The following is a 19,142-nucleotide window of genomic DNA, read 5'->3' as shown; positions in this document are numbered from 1 at the left end:
AAGTTAGCCAGCAACACTGGCTAACTTGCGCGTACACAGTCCGTTAGCCTTCAAGCATCTCGGCAGCGGTTTCCAGAATGTTTTCAACTGTGAAACCAAAGTGCTCGAACAGCGCGGGCGCCGGTGCTGACTCACCAAAGGTGGTCATGCCGATGACCTGACCTTCAAGGCCGACGTATTTGTACCAGAAGTCTGCGTGAGCAGCTTCGATGGCGATACGCGCGCCAACCTGGACCGGCAATACTGCCTGTTTGTAGCCTGCCTCCTGCGCGTCAAAAACGCTGGTGCATGGCATCGAAACGACACGAACATTTTTGCCCTGAGCCGTCAGTTTTTCGTAGGCATCGACCGCCAGGCCGACTTCCGAACCGGTGGCGATCAGGATCAGCTCTGGCTCGCCATCGCAATCTTTCAGCACATAACCGCCACGGGCAATGTCGCTCAACTGGGCGACATCACGGCCTTGGTGCGGCAGATTCTGACGCGAGAAGATCAACGCCGATGGACCGTCGTTACGCTCGATTGCGTATTTCCACGCCACTGCCGACTCAACCGCATCGGCTGGACGCCAGGTATCGAGGTTCGGAGTAGAGCGCAAGCTGGTCAGTTGCTCGACTGGTTGGTGGGTCGGGCCGTCTTCACCAAGACCGATTGAGTCGTGGGTGAATACATACAGCACGCGCTTCTTCATCAGCGCCGACATACGCACGGCATTGCGCGCATATTCCATGAAGATCAGGAAGGTTGCGCCGTACGGTACGAAACCACCGTGCAGGGCAATACCATTCATGATCGCGCTCATGCCGAACTCGCGAACGCCGTAATACATGTAGTTACCGGAGGCATCTTCAGCCGACACGCCCTTGCAACCCTTCCACAAGGTCAGGTTCGAACCCGCCAAATCTGCCGAACCACCTAGCATTTCAGGCAATAGTGGGCCGAAAGCATTTAGGGTGTTCTGACTGGCCTTACGGCTGGCAATGGTTTCGCCCTTGACCGCAACTTCAGTGATGTAGGCAGCGGCTTTCTCGGAGAAATCAGCGGGCAACTCACCGGCCATGCGACGCTTCAACTCGCTGGCCAACTCTGGATGCGCGGCGGCGTAAGCGGCGAAACGCTTATCCCACTCTGCTTCAACAGCAGCACCCGCTTGCTTGGCATCCCACTGGGCGTAGATATCCGCCGGAATTTCAAATGGGCCATGGTTCCACTCTAGCGCTGCGCGGGTCAGCGCGATTTCATCGTTACCCAGTGCAGCGCCGTGGCAATCTTCTTTACCTTGCTTGTTCGGCGAGCCAAAACCAATGATGGTTTTGCAGCAGATCAGCGTTGGTTGCTCGCTTTTGCGTGCAGTTTCGATAGCGATCTTGATTTCTTCAGCGTCGTGACCGTCAACATTGCGGATCACTTGCCAGCCGTAGGCTTCAAAACGCTTCGGTGTGTCGTCACTGAACCAGCCTTCAACTTCACCGTCGATGGAAATACCGTTGTCATCGTAGAAAGCAATCAGCTTACCCAGACCCAAGGTGCCGGCCAGCGAGCACACTTCGTGGGAGATGCCTTCCATCATGCAGCCGTCGCCCATAAAGGCGTAGGTGTAATGGTCGACAATCTTGTGGCCGTCGCGGTTGAACTGCGCAGCCAAGACTTTTTCGGCGATGGCGAAACCTACAGCGTTGGCAATCCCCTGACCCAGCGGGCCGGTGGTGGTTTCAACGCCTGGGGTGTAACCATATTCAGGGTGACCTGGAGTGCGGCTGCCCATCTGGCGGAATTGCTTGATATCTTCGATACCCAAGTCATAGCCAGTCAGGTGCAGCAGCGAGTAAATCAGCATCGAACCATGGCCGTTGGACAGTACAAAACGGTCACGGTCGGCAAACTCAGGGTTGCTTGGGTTGTGCTTGAGGTAATCGCGCCACAAAACTTCAGCGATATCGGCCATACCCATTGGGGCACCCGGGTGGCCGCTGTTGGCTTTCTGCACGGCATCCATACTTAAAGCACGGATGGCATTGGCACATTCACGACGGCTGGGCATCGCTGATCTCCTGAGGGACAAATTGGAAAAGGCACCCATTTTCGCCCACCAAGGCAGTGCGGGGCAATGACAGATAGTCGCGCAGCGGTGATTACTTAAGGAAAAGCCGCAATCTTGTCGATTTTCTGCCCCGTCACCAGAAAATCTGTCGCACTTGATGGCACGCAAGCATGCTCACACACTGTTTTTCTCGACCCGTACGTCCAAGCATCTGCCTTGCCGATGCGTCGGGTCGCCCACACACTCCGAAACACTTGGCCCTCTCCTTATATAGAGCGGCCCAATCGCAACCCACAACAGCAATATCAAAATATTTTGATATTGCTGTTGCTGTATGAAAAATGACCGCTTAGACTGCCCACCCTATGAACATGCGTGTACCCCAGCTCCGTTTTGAGCCAGCCGATGAACTGGCCGCTTTGTGTAAAGCTGGCGGTGACCCTTTGCGCCTCAATGTACTGCGCGCACTGAGTAACGATTCATTTGGTGTGCTTGAGCTGGCGCAGATATTTGCCATTGGCCAGTCGGGCATGAGCCACCACTTGAAGGTGCTGGCACAAGCAGGGTTGGTTGCAACACGCCGCGAAGGCAATGCGATTTTTTATCGTCGCGCCTTCGCTGATAACAAACGGTTTGGCGGCCGGTTACACAGCGCCATGCTCGATGAAGTTGATGCGCTGGAGTTACCTGCCGAAGTACAAGCGCGTATTGCTGCGGTCCATGCCCAGCGGGCGAGCGCCAGCCAAGAGTTTTTTGCCCGCATGGCGGATAACTTTCAAGCCCAGCAGGACTTGATTGCAGGTCTGCCGCAGTATCGCGATAGCGTACTGGCGGTACTGGATACACTGGGCTTTGCCGCCACAGCGAGCGTTATTGAAGTAGGCCCTGGCGACGGCGGCTTTCTGCCTGAGTTAGCGAGCCGCTTTAGCCAGGTGACAGCACTGGACAACAGCCAGGCAATGCTCGAAATAGCACGCCTGACTTGCGACAAAAGCAGCTTGAGCAATGTGCAATTGGTGCTTGCTGACGCGCTGAATGATCAATACCCAAGCGCCGACTGCTTGGTGCTGAATATGGTGCTTCACCATTTCGCAGCGCCAGCGGAAGCGCTTAAACAACTAGCGGCGCAGGTTAATCCCGGCGGCAGCTTGTTGGTAACCGAGTTATGCAGCCATAACCAGAGCTGGGCCAGGCAGGCCTGCGGTGACCTCTGGTTAGGCTTTGAACAGGACGATTTGGCCCATTGGGCTATCGCCGCAGGGCTGACGCCGGGTGAAAGCCTGTATGTTGGCCTACGCAATGGATTCCAAATTCAGGTGCGGCACTTTGCCAAACCCGATGACTACACAGGCTTGAGAGCGGATTTCCGCCCGCAGCCGATCTCACCCACCGGTATTAATTAGGAAGACCGATAGATGAGCGAATACTCCCTGTTTACCTCCGAGTCTGTGTCTGAAGGACATCCGGACAAAATTGCTGACCAGATTTCCGATGCAGTGCTCGATGCAATCATCAGCAAAGACAAACACGCCCGCGTTGCCTGTGAAACCATGGTCAAAACCGGTGTGGCAATCATCGCCGGCGAAGTCAGCACTTCAGCCTGGGTTGACCTTGAAGACCTGGTTCGTAAAGTCATTATCGATATTGGCTACGACAGCTCGACTGTTGGTTTCGACGGCGCGACCTGCGGCGTACTGAACATCATCGGCAAGCAGTCGATCGACATCAACCAAGGCGTTGACCGCAGCAAGCCAGAAGATCAAGGCGCTGGCGACCAGGGCCTGATGTTCGGCTATGCCAGCAACGAAACCGACGTATTGATGCCCGCGCCGATCTGCTTCTCGCATCGCCTGGTTGAGCGTCAAGCCGAAGCCCGCAAGTCGGGCCTGCTGCCTTGGCTGCGCCCGGATGCCAAGTCGCAAGTCACTTGCCGTTATGAAAACGGCAAAGTGGTCGGCATCGACGCCATCGTACTGTCAACCCAGCACAACCCGGAAGTTGGCTACAACGACCTGCGCGAAGGCGTGATGGAACTGATCGTCAAGCACGTGCTGCCACCTGAATTACTGCACAAGGACACCCAGTTCCACATCAACCCAACCGGTAACTTTGTGATTGGTGGCCCGGTTGGTGACTGCGGCTTGACCGGTCGCAAGATCATCGTTGACACCTACGGCGGCATGGCCCGTCACGGCGGTGGCGCGTTCTCCGGCAAAGACCCATCCAAGGTTGACCGTTCAGCTGCTTACGCTGGCCGTTATGTTGCCAAGAATATCGTTGCTGCCGGTTTGGCTGAGCGTTGCGAGATTCAGGTGTCCTACGCCATTGGTGTAGCGCAACCGACCTCTATCTCGCTGAACACCTTCGGTACCGGCAAAATCAGTGATGACAAAATCATCCAGCTGGTTCGCGAGCACTTCGATCTGCGCCCATACGCAATCACCAAGATGCTCGATTTGCTGCACCCGATGTACCAGCCAACTGCTGCCTACGGCCACTTCGGTCGCAACCCGTATGAAATGACTTTTGAAGGCGACACCTTCACCGCATTCACCTGGGAACGTACTGACAGAGCTGCTGACCTGCGCGCGGCTGCTGGCTTGTAATTCAAGCAACACTGAAAGCCCCGCCTCGTGCGGGGCTTTTTTTTGGCGGGCCCGTCAGCCCCCATTAAAAGTCGGGCTGCCGCGTGTGGGGTCAGCGCGTAGGCTGAACGGGGTATCGAAGCGACGCAAGGATGCGTATGAACACCCCACTGTTATCACTCATAGTCGCTGCAACTTTTGCCCTGCACAGCGAACGCAGCATTAGCGCCGATTGCCCACAATGGTCTGCCCAACAGGTACGTACTGAAATCAGCCAACTGAGCACACAAATTGCCGAATGGGACGATGCCTACCACCGCCTAGGCATCTCTCTGATCGCCGACGAGCTCTACGATCAAGCCCTCGCCAAACGCCAACACTGGCAACGCTGCTTCCCCACTGATGCACAGCGTACACTGCAACCTTTGGCCAGTAGTCGCGGCGAGATTAAACATCCGATCGCGCAGACCGGCTTAAACAAACTGACCAACAGCCAAGAGTTAGCCACTTGGCTCAGCACACGACAGGACATATGGGTACAGCCCAAAGTCGACGGTGTCGCGGTTAGCCTGATCTATGACAACGGCCAATTTCAGCAAATGATCAGCCGGGGCGACGGTCAGCGCGGTCAAGACTGGACATCACAAGCGCTGCTGTTAACCGCCATCCCCAAGCGTATTGCCTATCAAGATTCGCTAGTCCTCCAAGGTGAACTGTATTGGCGGCTGGAAAACCACATTCAAGCCGACGCTGGAGGTGTCGGCGCGCGCAGCAAAGTCGCGGGGCTGCTCGCGCGTAAACGGTTAAGTAGAGAACTGGCAAATGGGGTAGGACTGTTTGTTTGGGACTGGCCACAAGGTCCAGCAGATATGAGTGAGCGCCTGCAGCGGTTACATGAACTAGGGTTCAGTGACAGCAAACGCTTCAGCCAACCGATCAACAATGCCCAGCAGGCCCGACAATGGCGCACAACCTGGTATACCAGCGCACTGCCCTTCGCTACCGACGGCATCGTCTTACGCCAAAACGCTCGCCAAGCGGCGCAATACTGGCAAGCCAAGCCGCCACATTGGGCTGTGGCTTGGAAATACCCGGTCAGTCAGGCGCTGGCAGAAGTACGCGAGGTCAAGTTCAAGATCGGCCGTAGCGGACGCATCACTCCGGTGCTGACCCTCGCCGCCACACAACTGGATGATCGCATCATCAAACATGTCAGCGTCGCAACCCTGCAGCGTTGGCAAACGATGGATATCCGCCCCGGTGATCAAGTTGCGATTCGCCTGTCAGGCTTGACCATCCCGACGCTCGAAAGCGTGGTCATGCGCAGCAGCATTCGCCAACCGATCACGCCCCCAGATGCCAACGCTTATCACCGCTTGAGCTGCTGGCGGTATTCAGCAGCTTGCGCTCAGCAATTTATCGCCCGTCTCAGCTGGCTTGGCAGTAGAGCTGGATTGAATATGCCCGGTGTTGGTGCTGGTACCTGGCGCAAACTTATCCAAGCGCAGCACATTAGCGGTTTACTGGACTGGCTCGACCTAACCGCAGAACAGCTGCAACAGACTGCAGGACTCGCTGCTCGCAGCGCCACAGCGTTGAGCCAGCGCTTTAATGCAGCCCGCCAGCAACCGTTCAATCGCTGGTTAACCGCACTCGGAGCTCCGCCCGGCCTGCGCTTGCAGCCCGGCGATAACTGGCAAAGACTGGCTCAGCGCGACACCCCCGCATGGCGCCAACAACCGGGAGTCGGCAAAGTGCGCGCCAGACAACTGAAAGCGTTCTTCGCTCACCCGCAGGTCATCAATCTTCAAGAGCAACTGCACGCAGCGGGAATCGATGGTTTTTAGGGGCCCGCTGAAAAGGATAAAAACTAAGTTCAATCGGCGCTGTCATAGACTCTTAACCAAAATAAAAACAGGGCGAAGACCATGTTGAAGAGATCAACGCTTATTTTCTTACTCAGCGGCGCGGCGCTATTAACTAATGCAGTGATCGCGGCGCAGGGCAGCGACCCACTGAACAACTGCATCAGTAAACGCCAAGACCTCAAGGATAAAACTGAGCAAGTCCGCACCCTTGGCGACACCGCTCGACTGTCTGATACCCAGCAAGAGCTGGACAAGATCGAACAACATTGCGCAAAACTAGGCTCGAACTCCGCACATGGCGCGCAGGTGTCCCAAGCCCAATCAAACGTGCGTGATAGCGAGAAACACTTGATCGCCGCGCTGGGCGCAGGCAATGCCGACAGTATTTCCGCAAACCAGAAACGACTCAGCAAAGCTCGCAAAACACTTGAACAAGTAGAAACTCAAGCCAGGAGCAGTTAGCGAGCCGCTGGAAAAAGCGAGTGCGCTTCTCGGCGGTTTAAAGAGTGCTTAGTGATTGCGGAACTCTTGGTGACAGGCTTTGCAGCTGTCCTCAACAGCCTGCATCGGCGCGACCAGTCCTGAGCTTTTAAGCGGTTTGGCAGTGGTTGCAACGACTAACGCAGCGGTATTGGCCTCAAGCTCATCAGCCAGCTGCTTGAAACGCGCCTGACGTTTCCAGACATCATCACGGGCGTTGGTGTCATCTTCTTCCTTAACTTGCGGGAAGTACTGCCATGGCGTTTTAGACAAGGCGTCCAGCTTAGCGGCGCCTGCAACAAAACGCGGCCCATCAAAAACGATACGTCCGCGCATCATGCCCCCCAGATCTTCACTGGTCTTGAGCATTTGTTTGAAGATGGTTTGGCGCTGGCCTAGCGGAGAGTTGGGGTCAACACCACCGCAGGCGGCAAGGGTCAGACTGGCCAGCAGAATCAATAATACGTTTCTCAGCTTCATAACACCTTCGCGCAGCAATCAGGCTCAACAAGCGCGACAGTATCCATGCTCCAGCGGCACCGGCCAAGCGCGGTAATTTGCCGCATGTGTCGCGCAGCGCTGGGTTTTACCTAACAATCCAGCGCTGCGCGACAGCTACAGAGCGCTGTGTGTCAGGCGGCGACCACGAATAAGCTGATGATCAGGCCCATGTTGATAAACCACATCAGCGAGCGCACCGGTGCTAAATCAGCAAGGTAACAAGCGGTGTAAAGAATCCGACTGATGATAAAAGCGATCGCCAGCTGATCAATCAGACTTTGCTGAGCACCGCCGGCCAAGTGAGCGATGATTACCGCAGCCGCAAATGCCGGGGTGACTTCAAAACCATTGAGCTGCGCGTTGTTAGCGCGACGAGCGACTCCTTCAAGACTGCCAAGATAAGCCCTTGGGTCATAGTTATTTTTTGGGGAAAACCCGTTACTAAGTCCTTTAGCGAGTGCGGTCGAGACGTAGGGCAGGAAGATCGCAATCAACACACACCAGAAGGCAATGGTCATAACAGCTCCGCTGTAAGTCAGATAGGCCCTACAGCTTGATCTGTAGGGCCGCGGTCGTCCATCAGCAAATGTGCCAACTTCAAGGCGTATCAGGCAATCATGCCGCCAGTTTACCGCTGGCTAACGCTACCGATGCTTGCAGCATTGCCCTTAACAGCACTGCGCAACCTGCTGCCAGATCACTGGGCGCAGCATTTTCGATCTCGTTATGGCTGATCCCTCCCTCGCAAGGCACAAAAATCATCCCGGCCGGACCCAGCTCTGCAAGAAAGATTGCGTCATGCCCCGCACCGCTGACGATATCCATGTGTGACAGACCTAAACCTTGAGCCGCTCTGCGCACCGCATCGACACAAACGTTGTCGAAATACAGCGGTGGAAAATCTGCCGTTGGCGTCAACTCAACGCTTAAGCCATGCTCAGCGCTGATGGTTTCTATGACTTTACGCACCTCATCGATCATTGAGTCCAGCCGCGCAGGCTCAAGGTGACGAAAATCCAGGGTCATGCGCACTTCACCCGGAATCACATTGCGCGAGCCCGGATATGCCTGCAAACAACCCACGGTGCCGCAGGCATGCGGCTGATGCTCAAGGGCCACGCGATTTACCGCCGCGACCACCGCGGCCGCACCGACCAAGGCATCTTTACGCAGGTGCATGGGTGTTGGACCTGCATGCGCTTCAACGCCGCGCAGGGTCAGGTCAAACCACTTCTGACCCAATGCACCGAGCACGACGCCGATGGTTTTCTCTTCGTCTTCAAGAATCGGCCCCTGCTCGATATGCGCCTCAAAATAGGCGCCAACCGCATGCCCCGTGGCCTTGCGGCTACCGGCATAACCAATAGCATTTAGCGCTTCACCGACCGTCACGCCACCGGCATCGACCTTGGCCAAGGTTTCCTCAAGGGTGAATTTACTGGCAAATACCCCAGAGCCCATCATGCATGGCGCGAAACGCGAACCCTCTTCGTTGGTCCAGACCACCACTTCCAGCGGAGCTTCGGTCTCGATTGCCAAATCATTCAGAGTACGCAATACCTCGACGCCGGCCAGCACGCCAAAACAGCCATCAAACTTGCCGCCAGTCGGTTGCGTGTCGATATGACTGCCGGTCATCACCGGCGGCAAATCAGGATTGCGCCCGGGGCGGCGCGCAAAGATATTGCCCACCGTATCAACCGTCACGCTGCACCCCGCGGCTTCGCACCACTTGACGAACAAGTCACGCGCCTGGCGATCCAGGTCGGTCAGTGCCAAACGGCAGACACCGCCTTTGGCTGTGGCGCCAAGCTGGGCCAATTCCATCAGTGATTGCCATAAACGATCACCATTGATGTGCTGATCAGTGGATTGCAAAACAGCATTGGTAGCAGTCATGTTTACCTCCTCAGGCAAGAAGCAACTCTTATGGTTTACAGCGTCGGCTTGGCAACAACAGCAGGGCGTGGGCTGCTCATACTGCACAGGACAAAATAAATCAGCCCGCCCAGCGCCGAGCCGGTAAACCAGCCGTAATCGTAGAACCAGCTGAACGCCTCGCTGCTGAGTGACATCAGCGTCAAGGCAACTGGCAGCGCAAAGGCCGCGAAGCCCATTAGATTCCAGGCGGGATAAACGTTATCCAAATACAAGCCCGGCAAATCCAAACGTTGTTTTTTGATCAAAAAGTAATCAACCACCATGATCCCGGCTATAGGCCCGAGCAAGCTGGAATAACCCAACAACCAGTTCGAATACACACTCTCGAGGCTGACATCGGAGACAATCCAGCCGAGCTTTTTCAGCAACTCATGACCCATCAGACCGAGGCCGACAAAACCGGTGATAAACACCGCTTTGCTGCGATTGATCAGCTTGGGAGCAATGTTCTGGAAATCGTTAGTTGGCGAGACAATGTTGGCGGCGGTATTGGTTGAGAGCGTCGCCACGATGATCAGCGCCATGGCCAGAGCCACCCAACCCGGACTTTGGATATGGCCAATCAAACTAACCGGGTCCGAGACTGTTTCACCGACCAGCGATGCCGAAGCAGCAGTCATCACCACGCCCAGCGCGGCGAACAGAAACATGGTCAATGGCAAACCAATAATTTGCCCGACGATCTGGTCTTTCTGGCTTTTCGCGTAGCGGCTGAAATCCGGGATATTCAAAGACAATGTCGCCCAGAAGCCGACCATTGCGGTTAGACCGGCCAAGAAGTAGCCCACCACACTGGCCCCTTCAGGGCGTTTGGGAGGCTGCGCCATCAACTCGGTCATCGACACATTCGGCAGCGCCCAAACCAACAGCCCCGCACCGACCAGCACCAGCAGCGGTGCAGACAAGGTTTCCAGCCATTTGATCGATTCGGCACCGCGTAAAACAACCCAGAGGTTGAGCACCCAGAAGATCATGAAACCGATCACCTCACCGGTGCCGCCCAAAGCCTTCCAGCCCTCGAAGATCGAACCGAGAAACAGGTGAATCGCCAAGCCGCCGAACATGGTCTGGATACCAAACCAGCCACATGCCACCACTGCGCGAATCAAACAGGGCACGTTAGAGCCGATGATGCCGAACGACGAACGCAACAGTACCGGGAACGGTATGCCGTACTTGGTGCCGGGAAATGCGTTGAGTGTCAGCGGAATCAAGACCACGATGTTGGCCAGTAAAATCGCCAGCAACGCCTCGCCCACCGACAAACCAAAGTAGGCGGTAAGTACGCCGCCCAAGGTGTAGGTCGGCACACAAATCGACATGCCCACCCACAACGCAGTGATGTGCCATTTGTTCCAGGTTCGTTCATGCACCTTGGTCGGCGCGATATCGTGGTTATAGCGCGGGCTATCCAGTACATCGGTGCCAGCGTCGAGTTCGAACAGGCCATCGCGTTCGGTTACTTCCGATCTGCTCTGCTGCATGGGCTTCTCCAATTATTTTTTTGATTGTTAGCGCACCGGGCTAATGCGGTGGCTGGAGTTCTTCGAACAGTGCCAGCGGCACTTTATGACCGACGAACATGGAGGCAGCAGCACTCAATAACCATGCCGAACCCTCATGCAGCCAACCACATACAACTTAAAAATCCTTACAAGGCATTGATTTAAATAGCCTTTAAAAATCATGCAGTGAACCATTCGATCCCCAGACAAGGTGCAACAACCGATTTTTCCGATCTTGTCTGCTCAGTCAGGACTCAATCTGGTGCAAGGCAAATTTTTTCAAATCATCAGGCTTATCACTTCGCCGGTTTAAACGGCTGATTTTGCATAAGAAATCTCGCTCATATTTAGAACCTGTCAAGTGCGTCAAAATGGTGAGAGGCCTCACCATTTTGGTGATTATTAATATTTATTGTTATTTATCAGTAACTTAACAAGATAAAAGACACTTTAAAAATAATCTTGCTCAATCGACAAAGTGCTACTAGATTCTATTCCTGACAGCGATGACAGGATTAAAACTGCATCACTGCCCTGCTCCACCCAAAGAAATCCAAGAACCGGCATGCACCGGTCAGCCTGAGAGGACACTGGTATGGCTTTATTGATCCGTGGCGCCACGGTGGTGACCCATGAAGAAAGCTACAGCGCCGACGTGCTGTGCGCTGACGGCATCATCCAAGCAGTTGGCAAAGACCTCGACACACCCGCTGGCTGCGAAGTACTCGACGGCAGCGGCCAATACCTGATGCCCGGCGGCATTGACCCTCACACCCACATGCAGCTGCCGTTCATGGGTACCGTTGCCAGTGAAGATTTCTACAGCGGCACCGCAGCCGGGCTGGCTGGCGGTACGACTTCAATTATCGACTTTGTGATTCCCAATCCTCAGCAGTCGCTGCTTGAGGCATTTCATCAGTGGCGCGGCTGGGCGGAAAAATCAGCGTCCGACTACGGCTTCCATGTGGCGATTACCTGGTGGAGCGAGCAAGTCAGCGCCGAGATGGAAGAGTTGGTCAGCAAGCATGGAGTCAACAGTTTCAAGCACTTCATGGCGTACAAAAACGCGATCATGGCCGCCGATGACACCCTGGTCGCCAGTTTCGAACGTTGTTTGACATTGGGGGCAGTGCCAACTGTGCATGCCGAAAATGGAGAACTGGTCTATCACCTGCAAAACAAGCTGCTGGCACAGGGCTTAACCGGACCAGAAGCCCACCCTTTGTCGCGGCCCGCACAAGTTGAAGGCGAGGCAGCCAGTCGAGCCATTCGGATTGCTGAAACCTTAGGCACGCCACTGTATCTGGTGCATGTCTCGACCCGCGAAGCATTGGATGAAATCACCTATGCACGCGCCAAGGGGCAACCGGTTTATGGCGAAGTACTTGCCGGCCATTTGTTGCTCGATGACAGCGTCTATCGTCACCCGGACTGGCAAACGGCTGCCGGTTATGTGATGAGCCCACCGTTCCGTCCGCGGGGTCACCAAGAGGCACTGTGGAAAGGCCTGCAGTCTGGAAATCTGCACACCACCGCGACCGATCATTGCTGTTTCTGCGCCGAGCAAAAAGCAGCTGGGCGTGATGACTTCAGCAAAATCCCCAACGGCACCGCTGGCATCGAAGACCGCATGGCTGTGCTCTGGGATGAAGGGGTCAACAGCGGCAAATTGTCGATGCACGACTTCGTCGCACTGACCTCGACCAACACCGCGAAGATCTTCAATTTGTTCCCACGCAAAGGCGCGATTCGTGTCGGTGCGGATGCAGACCTGGTGCTATGGGACCCACAAGGAACGCGCACGATCTCAGCCAAGACTCATCATCAGCAGGTCGACTTCAATATTTTTGAAGGCAAGACCGTTCGTGGTGTGCCCAGCCACACCATCAGCCAAGGCCGCCTGGTCTGGGCCGATGGTGACTTACGCGCCGAACGTGGTGCGGGGCGTTATGTCGAGCGCCCGGCTTATCCGGCGGTATTCGACCTACTCAACAAGCGCGCCGAGCACCAACGGCCAACAGCGGTGAAACGCTAACCCTCAACCACTGCGCACCCACCCGAAGAGGTGGGCCGCAACCGTATCAACGATTTGACTGCCCACAAGATTACTGGCCAATAACGCCGAGGGTTTAGCCCCCTCATATGGCGGTCAGCAGCCTTGATAACAATCACAAAACCGTGAGGCATAAACCCGTGATAGATACACTCAGCCACTTACCTCGTCCGGACGCAGACGCCACCGAACTGGCCGCTAATTTCAGTGACCTTGCGCCGCCTCTCAATGCCCGCCAAGCCGCATTGGAAAGCGCGCGCTGCCTGTATTGCTATGACGCGCCATGCATCAATGCCTGCCCCAGCGATATCGACATTCCATCGTTTATTGGCAGCATCAGCCATGACAATGTCACGGGCGCCGCGCAGACCATTTTGTCAGCCAACATTCTGGGTGGCAGTTGCGCCCGGGTGTGCCCGACCGAAATCCTTTGCCAGCAAGCCTGCGTGCGCAATAACGCGCAAGAATGCGCACCGGTGTTGATTGGTCTGCTACAGCGCTACGCGATTGATAATGCCAAGTTCAGCGAACACCCATTCAAACGTTCAGCCGCCAGCGGCAAACGTGTTGCCGTGGTTGGCGCGGGGCCAGCAGGGCTTTCCTGCGCACATCGTCTCGCCATGCATGGCCATGACGTGGTGATTTTCGAGGCCAGAGAAAAGTCTGGCGGTCTCAATGAATACGGGATCGCCAAGTACAAACTCGTCGACAACTTTGCGCAGCAGGAGGTCGACTTCCTGCTACAAATCGGCGGCATCGAAATCCGTCACGGCCAGAAACTTGGCGACAACCTGAGCTTAAGTGAGCTGCATCAGCAATTTGATTCGGTATTCCTGAGTATCGGCCTGAGCGCCAGCAAACAACTTGGACTGGCCAATGAAGATGTGCCCGGGTTACTCGCCGCGACCGACTACATTGCTGAACTGCGCCAGAGTGATGACCTCAGCCAACTGCCGGTTGCCAAGCGCTGCATCGTCCTCGGTGCTGGCAACACGGCAATCGACATGGCGGTGCAAATGGCCAAGCTTGGCGCCCAAGACGTCAATCTGGTTTATCGCCGCGGCTTGGCTGATATGGGCGCAACCGGTCACGAACAGGAAATAGCCAAAACCAATCAAGTCCGGTTAATGACCTGGGCCCAGCCTGAAGCGGTATTGCTGGATGATGCTGGCAAAGTACGCGGCATGCGTTTCAGCCGAACCCGAATGGACGAAGGTCGCTTGATCACCACCGGTGAAACCTTCGAGCTGGCCGCTGATGCAATCTTTAAAGCCATCGGCCAAGCATTTGATGGCAATGCGCTGAGTGATCCGCTTGCCGCAGAATTGAAACGCCAAGGCGAGCGCATCTGGGTCGATGAAAATCTGCGCACCAGCATTGCGGGCATCTATGCCGGTGGCGACTGCACCTCGCTCGACCAAGACCTTACAGTGCAAGCCGTGCAACACGGCAAACTGGCTGCCGAGGCCATTCACTCAACCCTCGCTATGAAAGTGGAGGCTGCATAATGGCCGATCTCTCTATCGTTTTCGCAGGCATCAAAGCCCCTAATCCTTTCTGGCTGGCCTCCGCGCCGCCGACTGACAAAGCCTACAACGTGGTCCGCGCTTATGAAGCAGGCTGGGGCGGCGTGGTTTGGAAAACCCTTGGTGAAGACCCGGCAGCGGTCAACGTGTCATCGCGTTACTCGGCGCTGTACGGCCCGAATCGCGAAGTGATGGGCATCAACAATATCGAGCTGATCACCGACCGTTCACTGGAAATCAACCTGCGCGAAATCACTCAGGTCAAAAAGGATTGGCCAGACCGCGCCCTGATTGTGTCCTTGATGGTGCCGTGTGTTGAAGAGTCATGGAAATACATCTTGCCGCTGGTCGAAGCCACTGGCGCAGACGGCATCGAGCTGAACTTTGGCTGCCCGCATGGCATGCCGGAGCGCGGCATGGGCGCAGCCGTCGGGCAAGTGCCTGAATACGTCGAGATGGTCACGCGCTGGTGCAAAACCTACAGCTCGCTGCCGGTCATCGTGAAACTCACCCCCAACATCACCGATGTGCGTTTGTCTGCCCGCGCCGCACATCGCGGCGGCGCCGATGCCGTATCGCTGATCAACACGATCAACTCCATCACCAGCATTGACCTCGACAATATGGTCGCGCTCCCGGTTGTCGGCACGCAGAGCACTCACGGCGGTTATTGCGGCGCAGCGGTTAAACCCATCGCCCTGAACATGGTCGCCGAAATCGCCCGCGACCCCGAAACCCAAGGCCTGCCAATCTGCGGCATTGGTGGCATTGGCAGCTGGCGTGATGCTGCAGAGTTTGTCGCACTCGGTTGCGGCGCCGTGCAGGTGTGTACGGCTGCGATGCTGCATGGTTTCCGCATTGTCGAAGACATGAAAGACGGTCTATCACGCTGGATGGATGCCAAAGGCTATACCAGCCTCGACGACTTCTCAGGCCGCGCAGTGGGTAATACCACGGACTGGAAATACCTCGATATCAACTACCAGGTGATCGCCAAAATCGATCAGGACGCCTGTATCGGCTGCGGCAGATGTCATATCGCCTGCGAAGACACCTCGCACCAAGCCATCGCCAGCCTTAAACAAGCGGACGGCACGCATAAATACGAGGTGATTGATGATGAATGCGTCGGCTGCAACCTGTGCCAAATCACTTGCCCGGTCGAAGACTGCATCGAAATGGTCGTGCAGGACACCGGCAAGCCCTACCTGAACTGGAATGAAGATCCGCGCAATCCATACCGAGTAGCCAGCTAAAAAGCTCCCGAAAACTGCTGCGCTAGGTTTTGCAGGGCCTGTGGCATAAGCAGGCCCTTTGGCGTGAGAAAACCCATGCGGCGTTCAACGCCGCATGGCCCTCTAAGCGAATGTTACGGTTCGAGGCCGATGCCACGCAGAATCACCGTGGTAATAGTCTGCACGGCTTTCTCGAACTGCATCTCGCTCAGCGCTTGATGGTCGTTCAGCACTTTTACCTGATGGTTAAAATCCGCGTAGTGCTGGGTTGAAGCCCAGATCATATACAGCAAGCTCGACGGTTCGACCGGCAAAATCCGCTTGTCTTCGACCCACTGCTTGATCTTCGCCTCTTTCATCTTCGCCCAGCTATATAAGCTGTCGTCCAGCGTTTCACCGAGCATGGGTGCGCCGTGGATAATCTCGTTGGCCCAGACTTTCGAGCCATGCGGGCGGGTGCGCGAATGATTCATCTTGGCGCGGATATAGCTGCTCAACACAACGCGCGGGTCATCAAGCATTTCAAAACACAGGGCATCTTGCTTCCAGACGTCGAGCAAATCGAGCAATACCGCGCGGTACAGCTCGTCTTTGGTGCTGAAGTAATAATGCAGGTTTGAGCGCGGCAAACCGGCTTCTTCAGCAATATCGCCCATGGAGGTGCTGCCAAAACCTTTTTCGGCGAAAACTTTTTCTGCACAGAACAGAATTTTTTCTATGTTGCGCCGGCGAATCTCAATCTTGTGATTGCCCATACGGGCTCCAATACTGCGGGATTGACCAAGGCTACCACTGCGTTGCGCGTAGGGCGACGGAAAGCCTTGGGCAAAACCGTCTGTATCGCTATAATCGCCCGGCTACACGTGACCGACACCGCTTCGGTTACGCCCGCCACCCATCCGAGGGGCGCTGCAGCAGACCCTGTACACCAGTGGTTTGTCAGGCTCGGATGGGGCGTTAACCATACGCATCAACGGCGCCCATTCGCAGACAACGAATGGAGACTCATTTTATGAGCGCTGTTATGACGCCTGAAGGTTTTAACGACTTTAAAGTTGCTGATATTTCCCTGGCTGCCTGGGGCCGCCGCGAAACTATCATCGCTGAATCCGAGATGCCTGCCCTGATGGGCCTGCGCAGCAAATATGCTGGCCTGCAACCGCTGCAAGGCGCCAAGATCATCGGCTGTATCCACATGACCATCCAGACTGCGGTGTTGATCGAAACCCTGATCGCACTGGGCGCTGAAGTACGCTGGTCATCGTGCAATATTTTCTCGACTCAAGACCAAGCCGCTGCGGCTATCGCTGCCGCTGGTATTCCGGTGTTTGCCTGGAAAGGCGAGACCGAAGAAGAGTACGAATGGTGTATCGAGCAAACCATCCTCAAAGATGGCCAGCCTTGGGATGCCAACATGATCCTCGACGACGGCGGCGACCTGACCGAGATCCTGCACAAGAAATACCCGGCCATGCTGGAAAAAATCCACGGCGTGACCGAAGAAACCACCACTGGCGTACACCGCCTGCTGGATATGCTGGCCAAGGGCGAGCTGAAAATCCCGGCAATCAACGTTAACGACTCGGTCACCAAGAGCAAGAACGACAACAAGTATGGTTGCCGTCACAGCCTCAACGACGCCATCAAGCGTGGTACCGACCACCTGCTGTCGGGCAAGCAAGCGCTGGTAATTGGTTACGGTGACGTGGGCAAGGGTTCCTCGCAGTCGCTGCGCCAGGAAGGCATGATCGTCAAGGTTTCGGAAATCGACCCAATCTGCGCCATGCAAGCCTGCATGGACGGTTTTGAACTGGTTTCGCCTTACATCGACGGCCTCAATGACGGCACCGACGCCTGCATCGACAAAGCTCTGCTGGGCAAGATCGACCTGATCGTGACCACCACTGGCAACGCCAATGTGTGTGACGCGGGCATGCTCAAAGCGCTGAAAAAACGCGCTGTTGTATGCAACATCGGTCACTTCGACAACGAAATCGACACCGCTTTCATGCGCAAAAACTGGGCATGGGAAGAAGTTAAGCCACAAGTCCACAAGATCCACCGTACTGGCAGCGGCAGCTTCGATGCGCAAAACGATGACTACCTGATCCTGTTGGCTGAAGGTCGCCTGGTAAACCTGGGTAACGCCACTGGCCACCCAAGCCGCATCATGGATGGCTCGTTTGCCAACCAGGTTCTGGCACAGATCTTCCTGTTCGCACAGAAGTACGCGGACCTGGCTGACGAGCAAAAAGCTCAACGCCTGACAGTTGAAGTTCTGCCGAAGAAACTCGACGAAGAAGTGGCACTGGAAATGGTTAAAGGCTTTGGCGGCGTCGTTACACGTCTGACCAAAACCCAAGCTGATTACATCGGCGTAACCGTTGAAGGCCCTTTCAAGCCGGATGCTTACCGCTACTAAGTAGCCGACTGGCCGTACGCCTGCATGCAGAGTACGGCCAGTGCTCACAAGGACATCGTCATGAGTCAAGAACGCCGTTTCAGCTTCGAGTTTTTCCCGACCAAAACTGAAGCTGGGCACGAAAAGCTGATGGCCACTGCGCGCCAGTTAGCGACATACAATCCGGACTTTTTCTCCTGCACCTATGGCGCAGGCGGCTCAACCCGCGACCGCACCGTCAATACCGTGCTGCAACTCGATGGTGAGATCAAAGTTTCGACCGCACCCCATCTTTCCTGCGTAGGTGACAGCAAGGCTGAGCTTCGCGAGCTGCTGGATCTCTACAAGAGCAACGGCATCAAGCGCATCGTTGCCCTGCGTGGTGACTTGCCATCGGGCATGGGCATGGCGAGCGGTGAACTGCGCTATGCCAACGAGCTCGTTGCGTTTATCCGCGAGCAAAGTGGCGATCACTTCCACATCGAAATTGCTGCTTACCCGGAAATGCATCCGCAAGCCCGCAACTTTGAAGATGATCTGGCCAACTTCGTGCGCAAGGCGAAAGCCGGTGCCGACAGTGCGATTACCCAGTATTTCTTCAATGCCGACAGCTACTTCTACTTCGTCGAGCGCGTGCGCAAGATGGGTGTTGAGATTCCGGTGGTACCGGGCATCATGCCGATCACCAACTACAGCAAACTGGCTCGTTTCTCAGATGCCTGTGGCGCTGAGATCCCGCGCTGGGTGCGCAAGCAACTGGAAGCTTACGGTGATGACATCGACAGCATTCAGGCCTTCGGCCAGCAAGTGATTACAGAAATGTGCGAACAGCTGCTACAAGGTGGCGCGCCAGGTCTGCACTTCTATACGCTGAACCAGTCTGAACCGAGTCTGGCGATCTGGAACAACCTAAAGCTGCCGCGCTAACCGGCACTTTAGGGCCGCGGTTATAAGCTCCAAAGCTAGAGGCCTGTGCAACGACACAGGCCTCTACTGAGCAATATTT

General features: G+C 55.7%; 15 protein-coding genes and 1 riboswitch. Of the genes, 9 read left to right on the top strand and 6 right to left on the bottom strand.

The genetic code is table 11. The annotated features are described in order from the left end of the window. Positions 1-43 precede the first annotated feature (43 nt). On the bottom strand, positions 44-2,041 hold the full coding sequence (gene tkt, locus B9K09_RS02110; RefSeq protein WP_087515298.1) for a transketolase: 1,998 nt from the start codon (positions 2,039-2,041) through the stop codon (positions 44-46). Positions 2,042-2,406: 365 nt separating this feature from the next. Between tkt and B9K09_RS02105 the strand changes: the two genes are divergently transcribed. From B9K09_RS02105 to B9K09_RS02090, 4 genes are all read left to right on the top strand, one after another. Beyond that, entirely contained in the window at positions 2,407-3,444 is a 1,038-nt protein-coding gene (locus tag B9K09_RS02105) for a metalloregulator ArsR/SmtB family transcription factor (protein WP_087515297.1), read from the top strand. 12 nt (positions 3,445-3,456) lie between these two features. Further along, a complete protein-coding gene (metK, locus tag B9K09_RS02100) occupies positions 3,457-4,647 on the top strand; it encodes a methionine adenosyltransferase (RefSeq protein ID WP_087515296.1) in 1,191 nt (396 codons plus the stop codon). Between the two features lie 131 nt (positions 4,648-4,778). Beyond that, positions 4,779-6,473, top strand: a complete 1,695-nt coding sequence (gene ligB, locus B9K09_RS02095) for an NAD-dependent DNA ligase LigB (RefSeq protein WP_087515295.1) — start codon at positions 4,779-4,781, stop codon at positions 6,471-6,473. A gap of 81 nt (positions 6,474-6,554) precedes the next feature. Next, the gene (locus B9K09_RS02090; protein ID WP_087515294.1) at positions 6,555-6,956 is read left to right on the top strand and encodes a DUF1090 family protein; all 402 of its coding nucleotides are present in this window, start codon (positions 6,555-6,557) and stop codon (positions 6,954-6,956) included. A gap of 48 nt (positions 6,957-7,004) precedes the next feature. Here the strand turns inward: B9K09_RS02090 and B9K09_RS02085 are convergent, their stop codons facing one another. The 4 genes from B9K09_RS02085 to B9K09_RS02070 all read right to left on the bottom strand — a co-directional run bounded on the left by B9K09_RS02085 (position 7,005) and on the right by B9K09_RS02070 (position 10,900). After that, the gene (locus tag B9K09_RS02085) at positions 7,005-7,454 is read right to left on the bottom strand and encodes a cytochrome c (protein WP_087518946.1); all 450 of its coding nucleotides are present in this window, start codon (positions 7,452-7,454) and stop codon (positions 7,005-7,007) included. Between the two features lie 152 nt (positions 7,455-7,606). Beyond that, on the bottom strand, positions 7,607-7,993 hold the full coding sequence (locus B9K09_RS02080) for an MAPEG family protein (RefSeq protein WP_087515293.1): 387 nt from the start codon (positions 7,991-7,993) through the stop codon (positions 7,607-7,609). Positions 7,994-8,090: 97 nt separating this feature from the next. Continuing rightward, positions 8,091-9,374 carry a Zn-dependent hydrolase gene (locus B9K09_RS02075; RefSeq protein WP_087515292.1) on the bottom strand — a complete coding sequence of 428 codons (1,284 nt, stop codon included), beginning with the start codon at positions 9,372-9,374 and terminating at the stop codon, positions 8,091-8,093. A 35-nt stretch (positions 9,375-9,409) separates the two neighbouring features. Further along, a complete protein-coding gene (locus B9K09_RS02070; protein ID WP_087515291.1) occupies positions 9,410-10,900 on the bottom strand; it encodes an NCS1 family nucleobase:cation symporter-1 in 1,491 nt (496 codons plus the stop codon). Between the two features lie 616 nt (positions 10,901-11,516). Here B9K09_RS02070 and hydA point away from each other — a divergent pair. From hydA to preA, 3 genes are all read left to right on the top strand, one after another. Beyond that, positions 11,517-12,956, top strand: a complete 1,440-nt coding sequence (gene hydA / locus B9K09_RS02065) for a dihydropyrimidinase (protein WP_087515290.1) — start codon at positions 11,517-11,519, stop codon at positions 12,954-12,956. A 158-nt stretch (positions 12,957-13,114) separates the two neighbouring features. Continuing rightward, positions 13,115-14,482, top strand: a complete 1,368-nt coding sequence (locus B9K09_RS02060; RefSeq protein ID WP_087518945.1) for an NAD(P)-dependent oxidoreductase — start codon at positions 13,115-13,117, stop codon at positions 14,480-14,482. Then, positions 14,479-15,756, top strand: a complete 1,278-nt coding sequence (preA, locus tag B9K09_RS02055; protein ID WP_177408695.1) for an NAD-dependent dihydropyrimidine dehydrogenase subunit PreA — start codon at positions 14,479-14,481, stop codon at positions 15,754-15,756. Before B9K09_RS02060 ends, preA begins: the two co-directional genes overlap by 4 nt. A gap of 113 nt (positions 15,757-15,869) precedes the next feature. On the opposite strand, the gene B9K09_RS02050 is transcribed toward preA, so the two are convergent. Beyond that, complete coding sequence (locus tag B9K09_RS02050) at positions 15,870-16,490, bottom strand: TetR/AcrR family transcriptional regulator (protein ID WP_087515288.1); 621 nt, start codon at positions 16,488-16,490, stop codon at positions 15,870-15,872. Positions 16,491-16,630: 140 nt separating this feature from the next. Further along, a riboswitch (S-adenosyl-L-homocysteine riboswitch) is annotated at positions 16,631-16,724 on the top strand. 23 nt (positions 16,725-16,747) lie between these two features. Between B9K09_RS02050 and B9K09_RS02045 the strand changes: the two genes are divergently transcribed. Both B9K09_RS02045 and metF read left to right on the top strand, forming a co-directional pair. After that, positions 16,748-18,157 (top strand): adenosylhomocysteinase, encoded by a 1,410-nt coding sequence (locus B9K09_RS02045; RefSeq protein WP_087515287.1) that lies wholly within the window; start codon positions 16,748-16,750, stop codon positions 18,155-18,157. A 60-nt stretch (positions 18,158-18,217) separates the two neighbouring features. Further along, entirely contained in the window at positions 18,218-19,063 is an 846-nt protein-coding gene (gene metF, locus B9K09_RS02040; RefSeq protein WP_087515286.1) for a methylenetetrahydrofolate reductase [NAD(P)H], read from the top strand. Positions 19,064-19,142: the final 79 nt, after the last annotated feature.

The organism is Pseudomonas sp. M30-35 (assembly GCF_002163625.1).
Classification (GTDB): Bacteria; Pseudomonadota; Gammaproteobacteria; order Pseudomonadales; family Pseudomonadaceae; genus Aquipseudomonas.
Note: the sequence above shows the minus strand (reverse complement) of the source record. Positions and strands in the feature narration are given on the sequence as shown.

What these genes read in the sequence shown, in the direction of transcription:
- tkt (WP_087515298.1), bottom strand. Translation starts at nt 2,041, where the DNA reads ATGCCCAGCCGTCGTGAATGTGCCAATGCCATCCGTGCTTTAAGTATG.
- B9K09_RS02105 (WP_087515297.1), top strand. Translation starts at nt 2,407, where the DNA reads ATGAACATGCGTGTACCCCAGCTCCGTTTTGAGCCAGCCGATGAACTG.
- metK (WP_087515296.1), top strand. Translation starts at nt 3,457, where the DNA reads ATGAGCGAATACTCCCTGTTTACCTCCGAGTCTGTGTCTGAAGGACAT.
- ligB (WP_087515295.1), top strand. Translation starts at nt 4,779, where the DNA reads ATGCGTATGAACACCCCACTGTTATCACTCATAGTCGCTGCAACTTTT.
- B9K09_RS02090 (WP_087515294.1), top strand. Translation starts at nt 6,555, where the DNA reads ATGTTGAAGAGATCAACGCTTATTTTCTTACTCAGCGGCGCGGCGCTA.
- B9K09_RS02085 (WP_087518946.1), bottom strand. Translation starts at nt 7,454, where the DNA reads ATGAAGCTGAGAAACGTATTATTGATTCTGCTGGCCAGTCTGACCCTT.
- B9K09_RS02080 (WP_087515293.1), bottom strand. Translation starts at nt 7,993, where the DNA reads ATGACCATTGCCTTCTGGTGTGTGTTGATTGCGATCTTCCTGCCCTAC.
- B9K09_RS02075 (WP_087515292.1), bottom strand. Translation starts at nt 9,374, where the DNA reads ATGACTGCTACCAATGCTGTTTTGCAATCCACTGATCAGCACATCAAT.
- B9K09_RS02070 (WP_087515291.1), bottom strand. Translation starts at nt 10,900, where the DNA reads ATGCAGCAGAGCAGATCGGAAGTAACCGAACGCGATGGCCTGTTCGAA.
- hydA (WP_087515290.1), top strand. Translation starts at nt 11,517, where the DNA reads ATGGCTTTATTGATCCGTGGCGCCACGGTGGTGACCCATGAAGAAAGC.
- B9K09_RS02050 (WP_087515288.1), bottom strand. Translation starts at nt 16,490, where the DNA reads ATGGGCAATCACAAGATTGAGATTCGCCGGCGCAACATAGAAAAAATT.
- B9K09_RS02045 (WP_087515287.1), top strand. Translation starts at nt 16,748, where the DNA reads ATGAGCGCTGTTATGACGCCTGAAGGTTTTAACGACTTTAAAGTTGCT.
- metF (WP_087515286.1), top strand. Translation starts at nt 18,218, where the DNA reads ATGAGTCAAGAACGCCGTTTCAGCTTCGAGTTTTTCCCGACCAAAACT.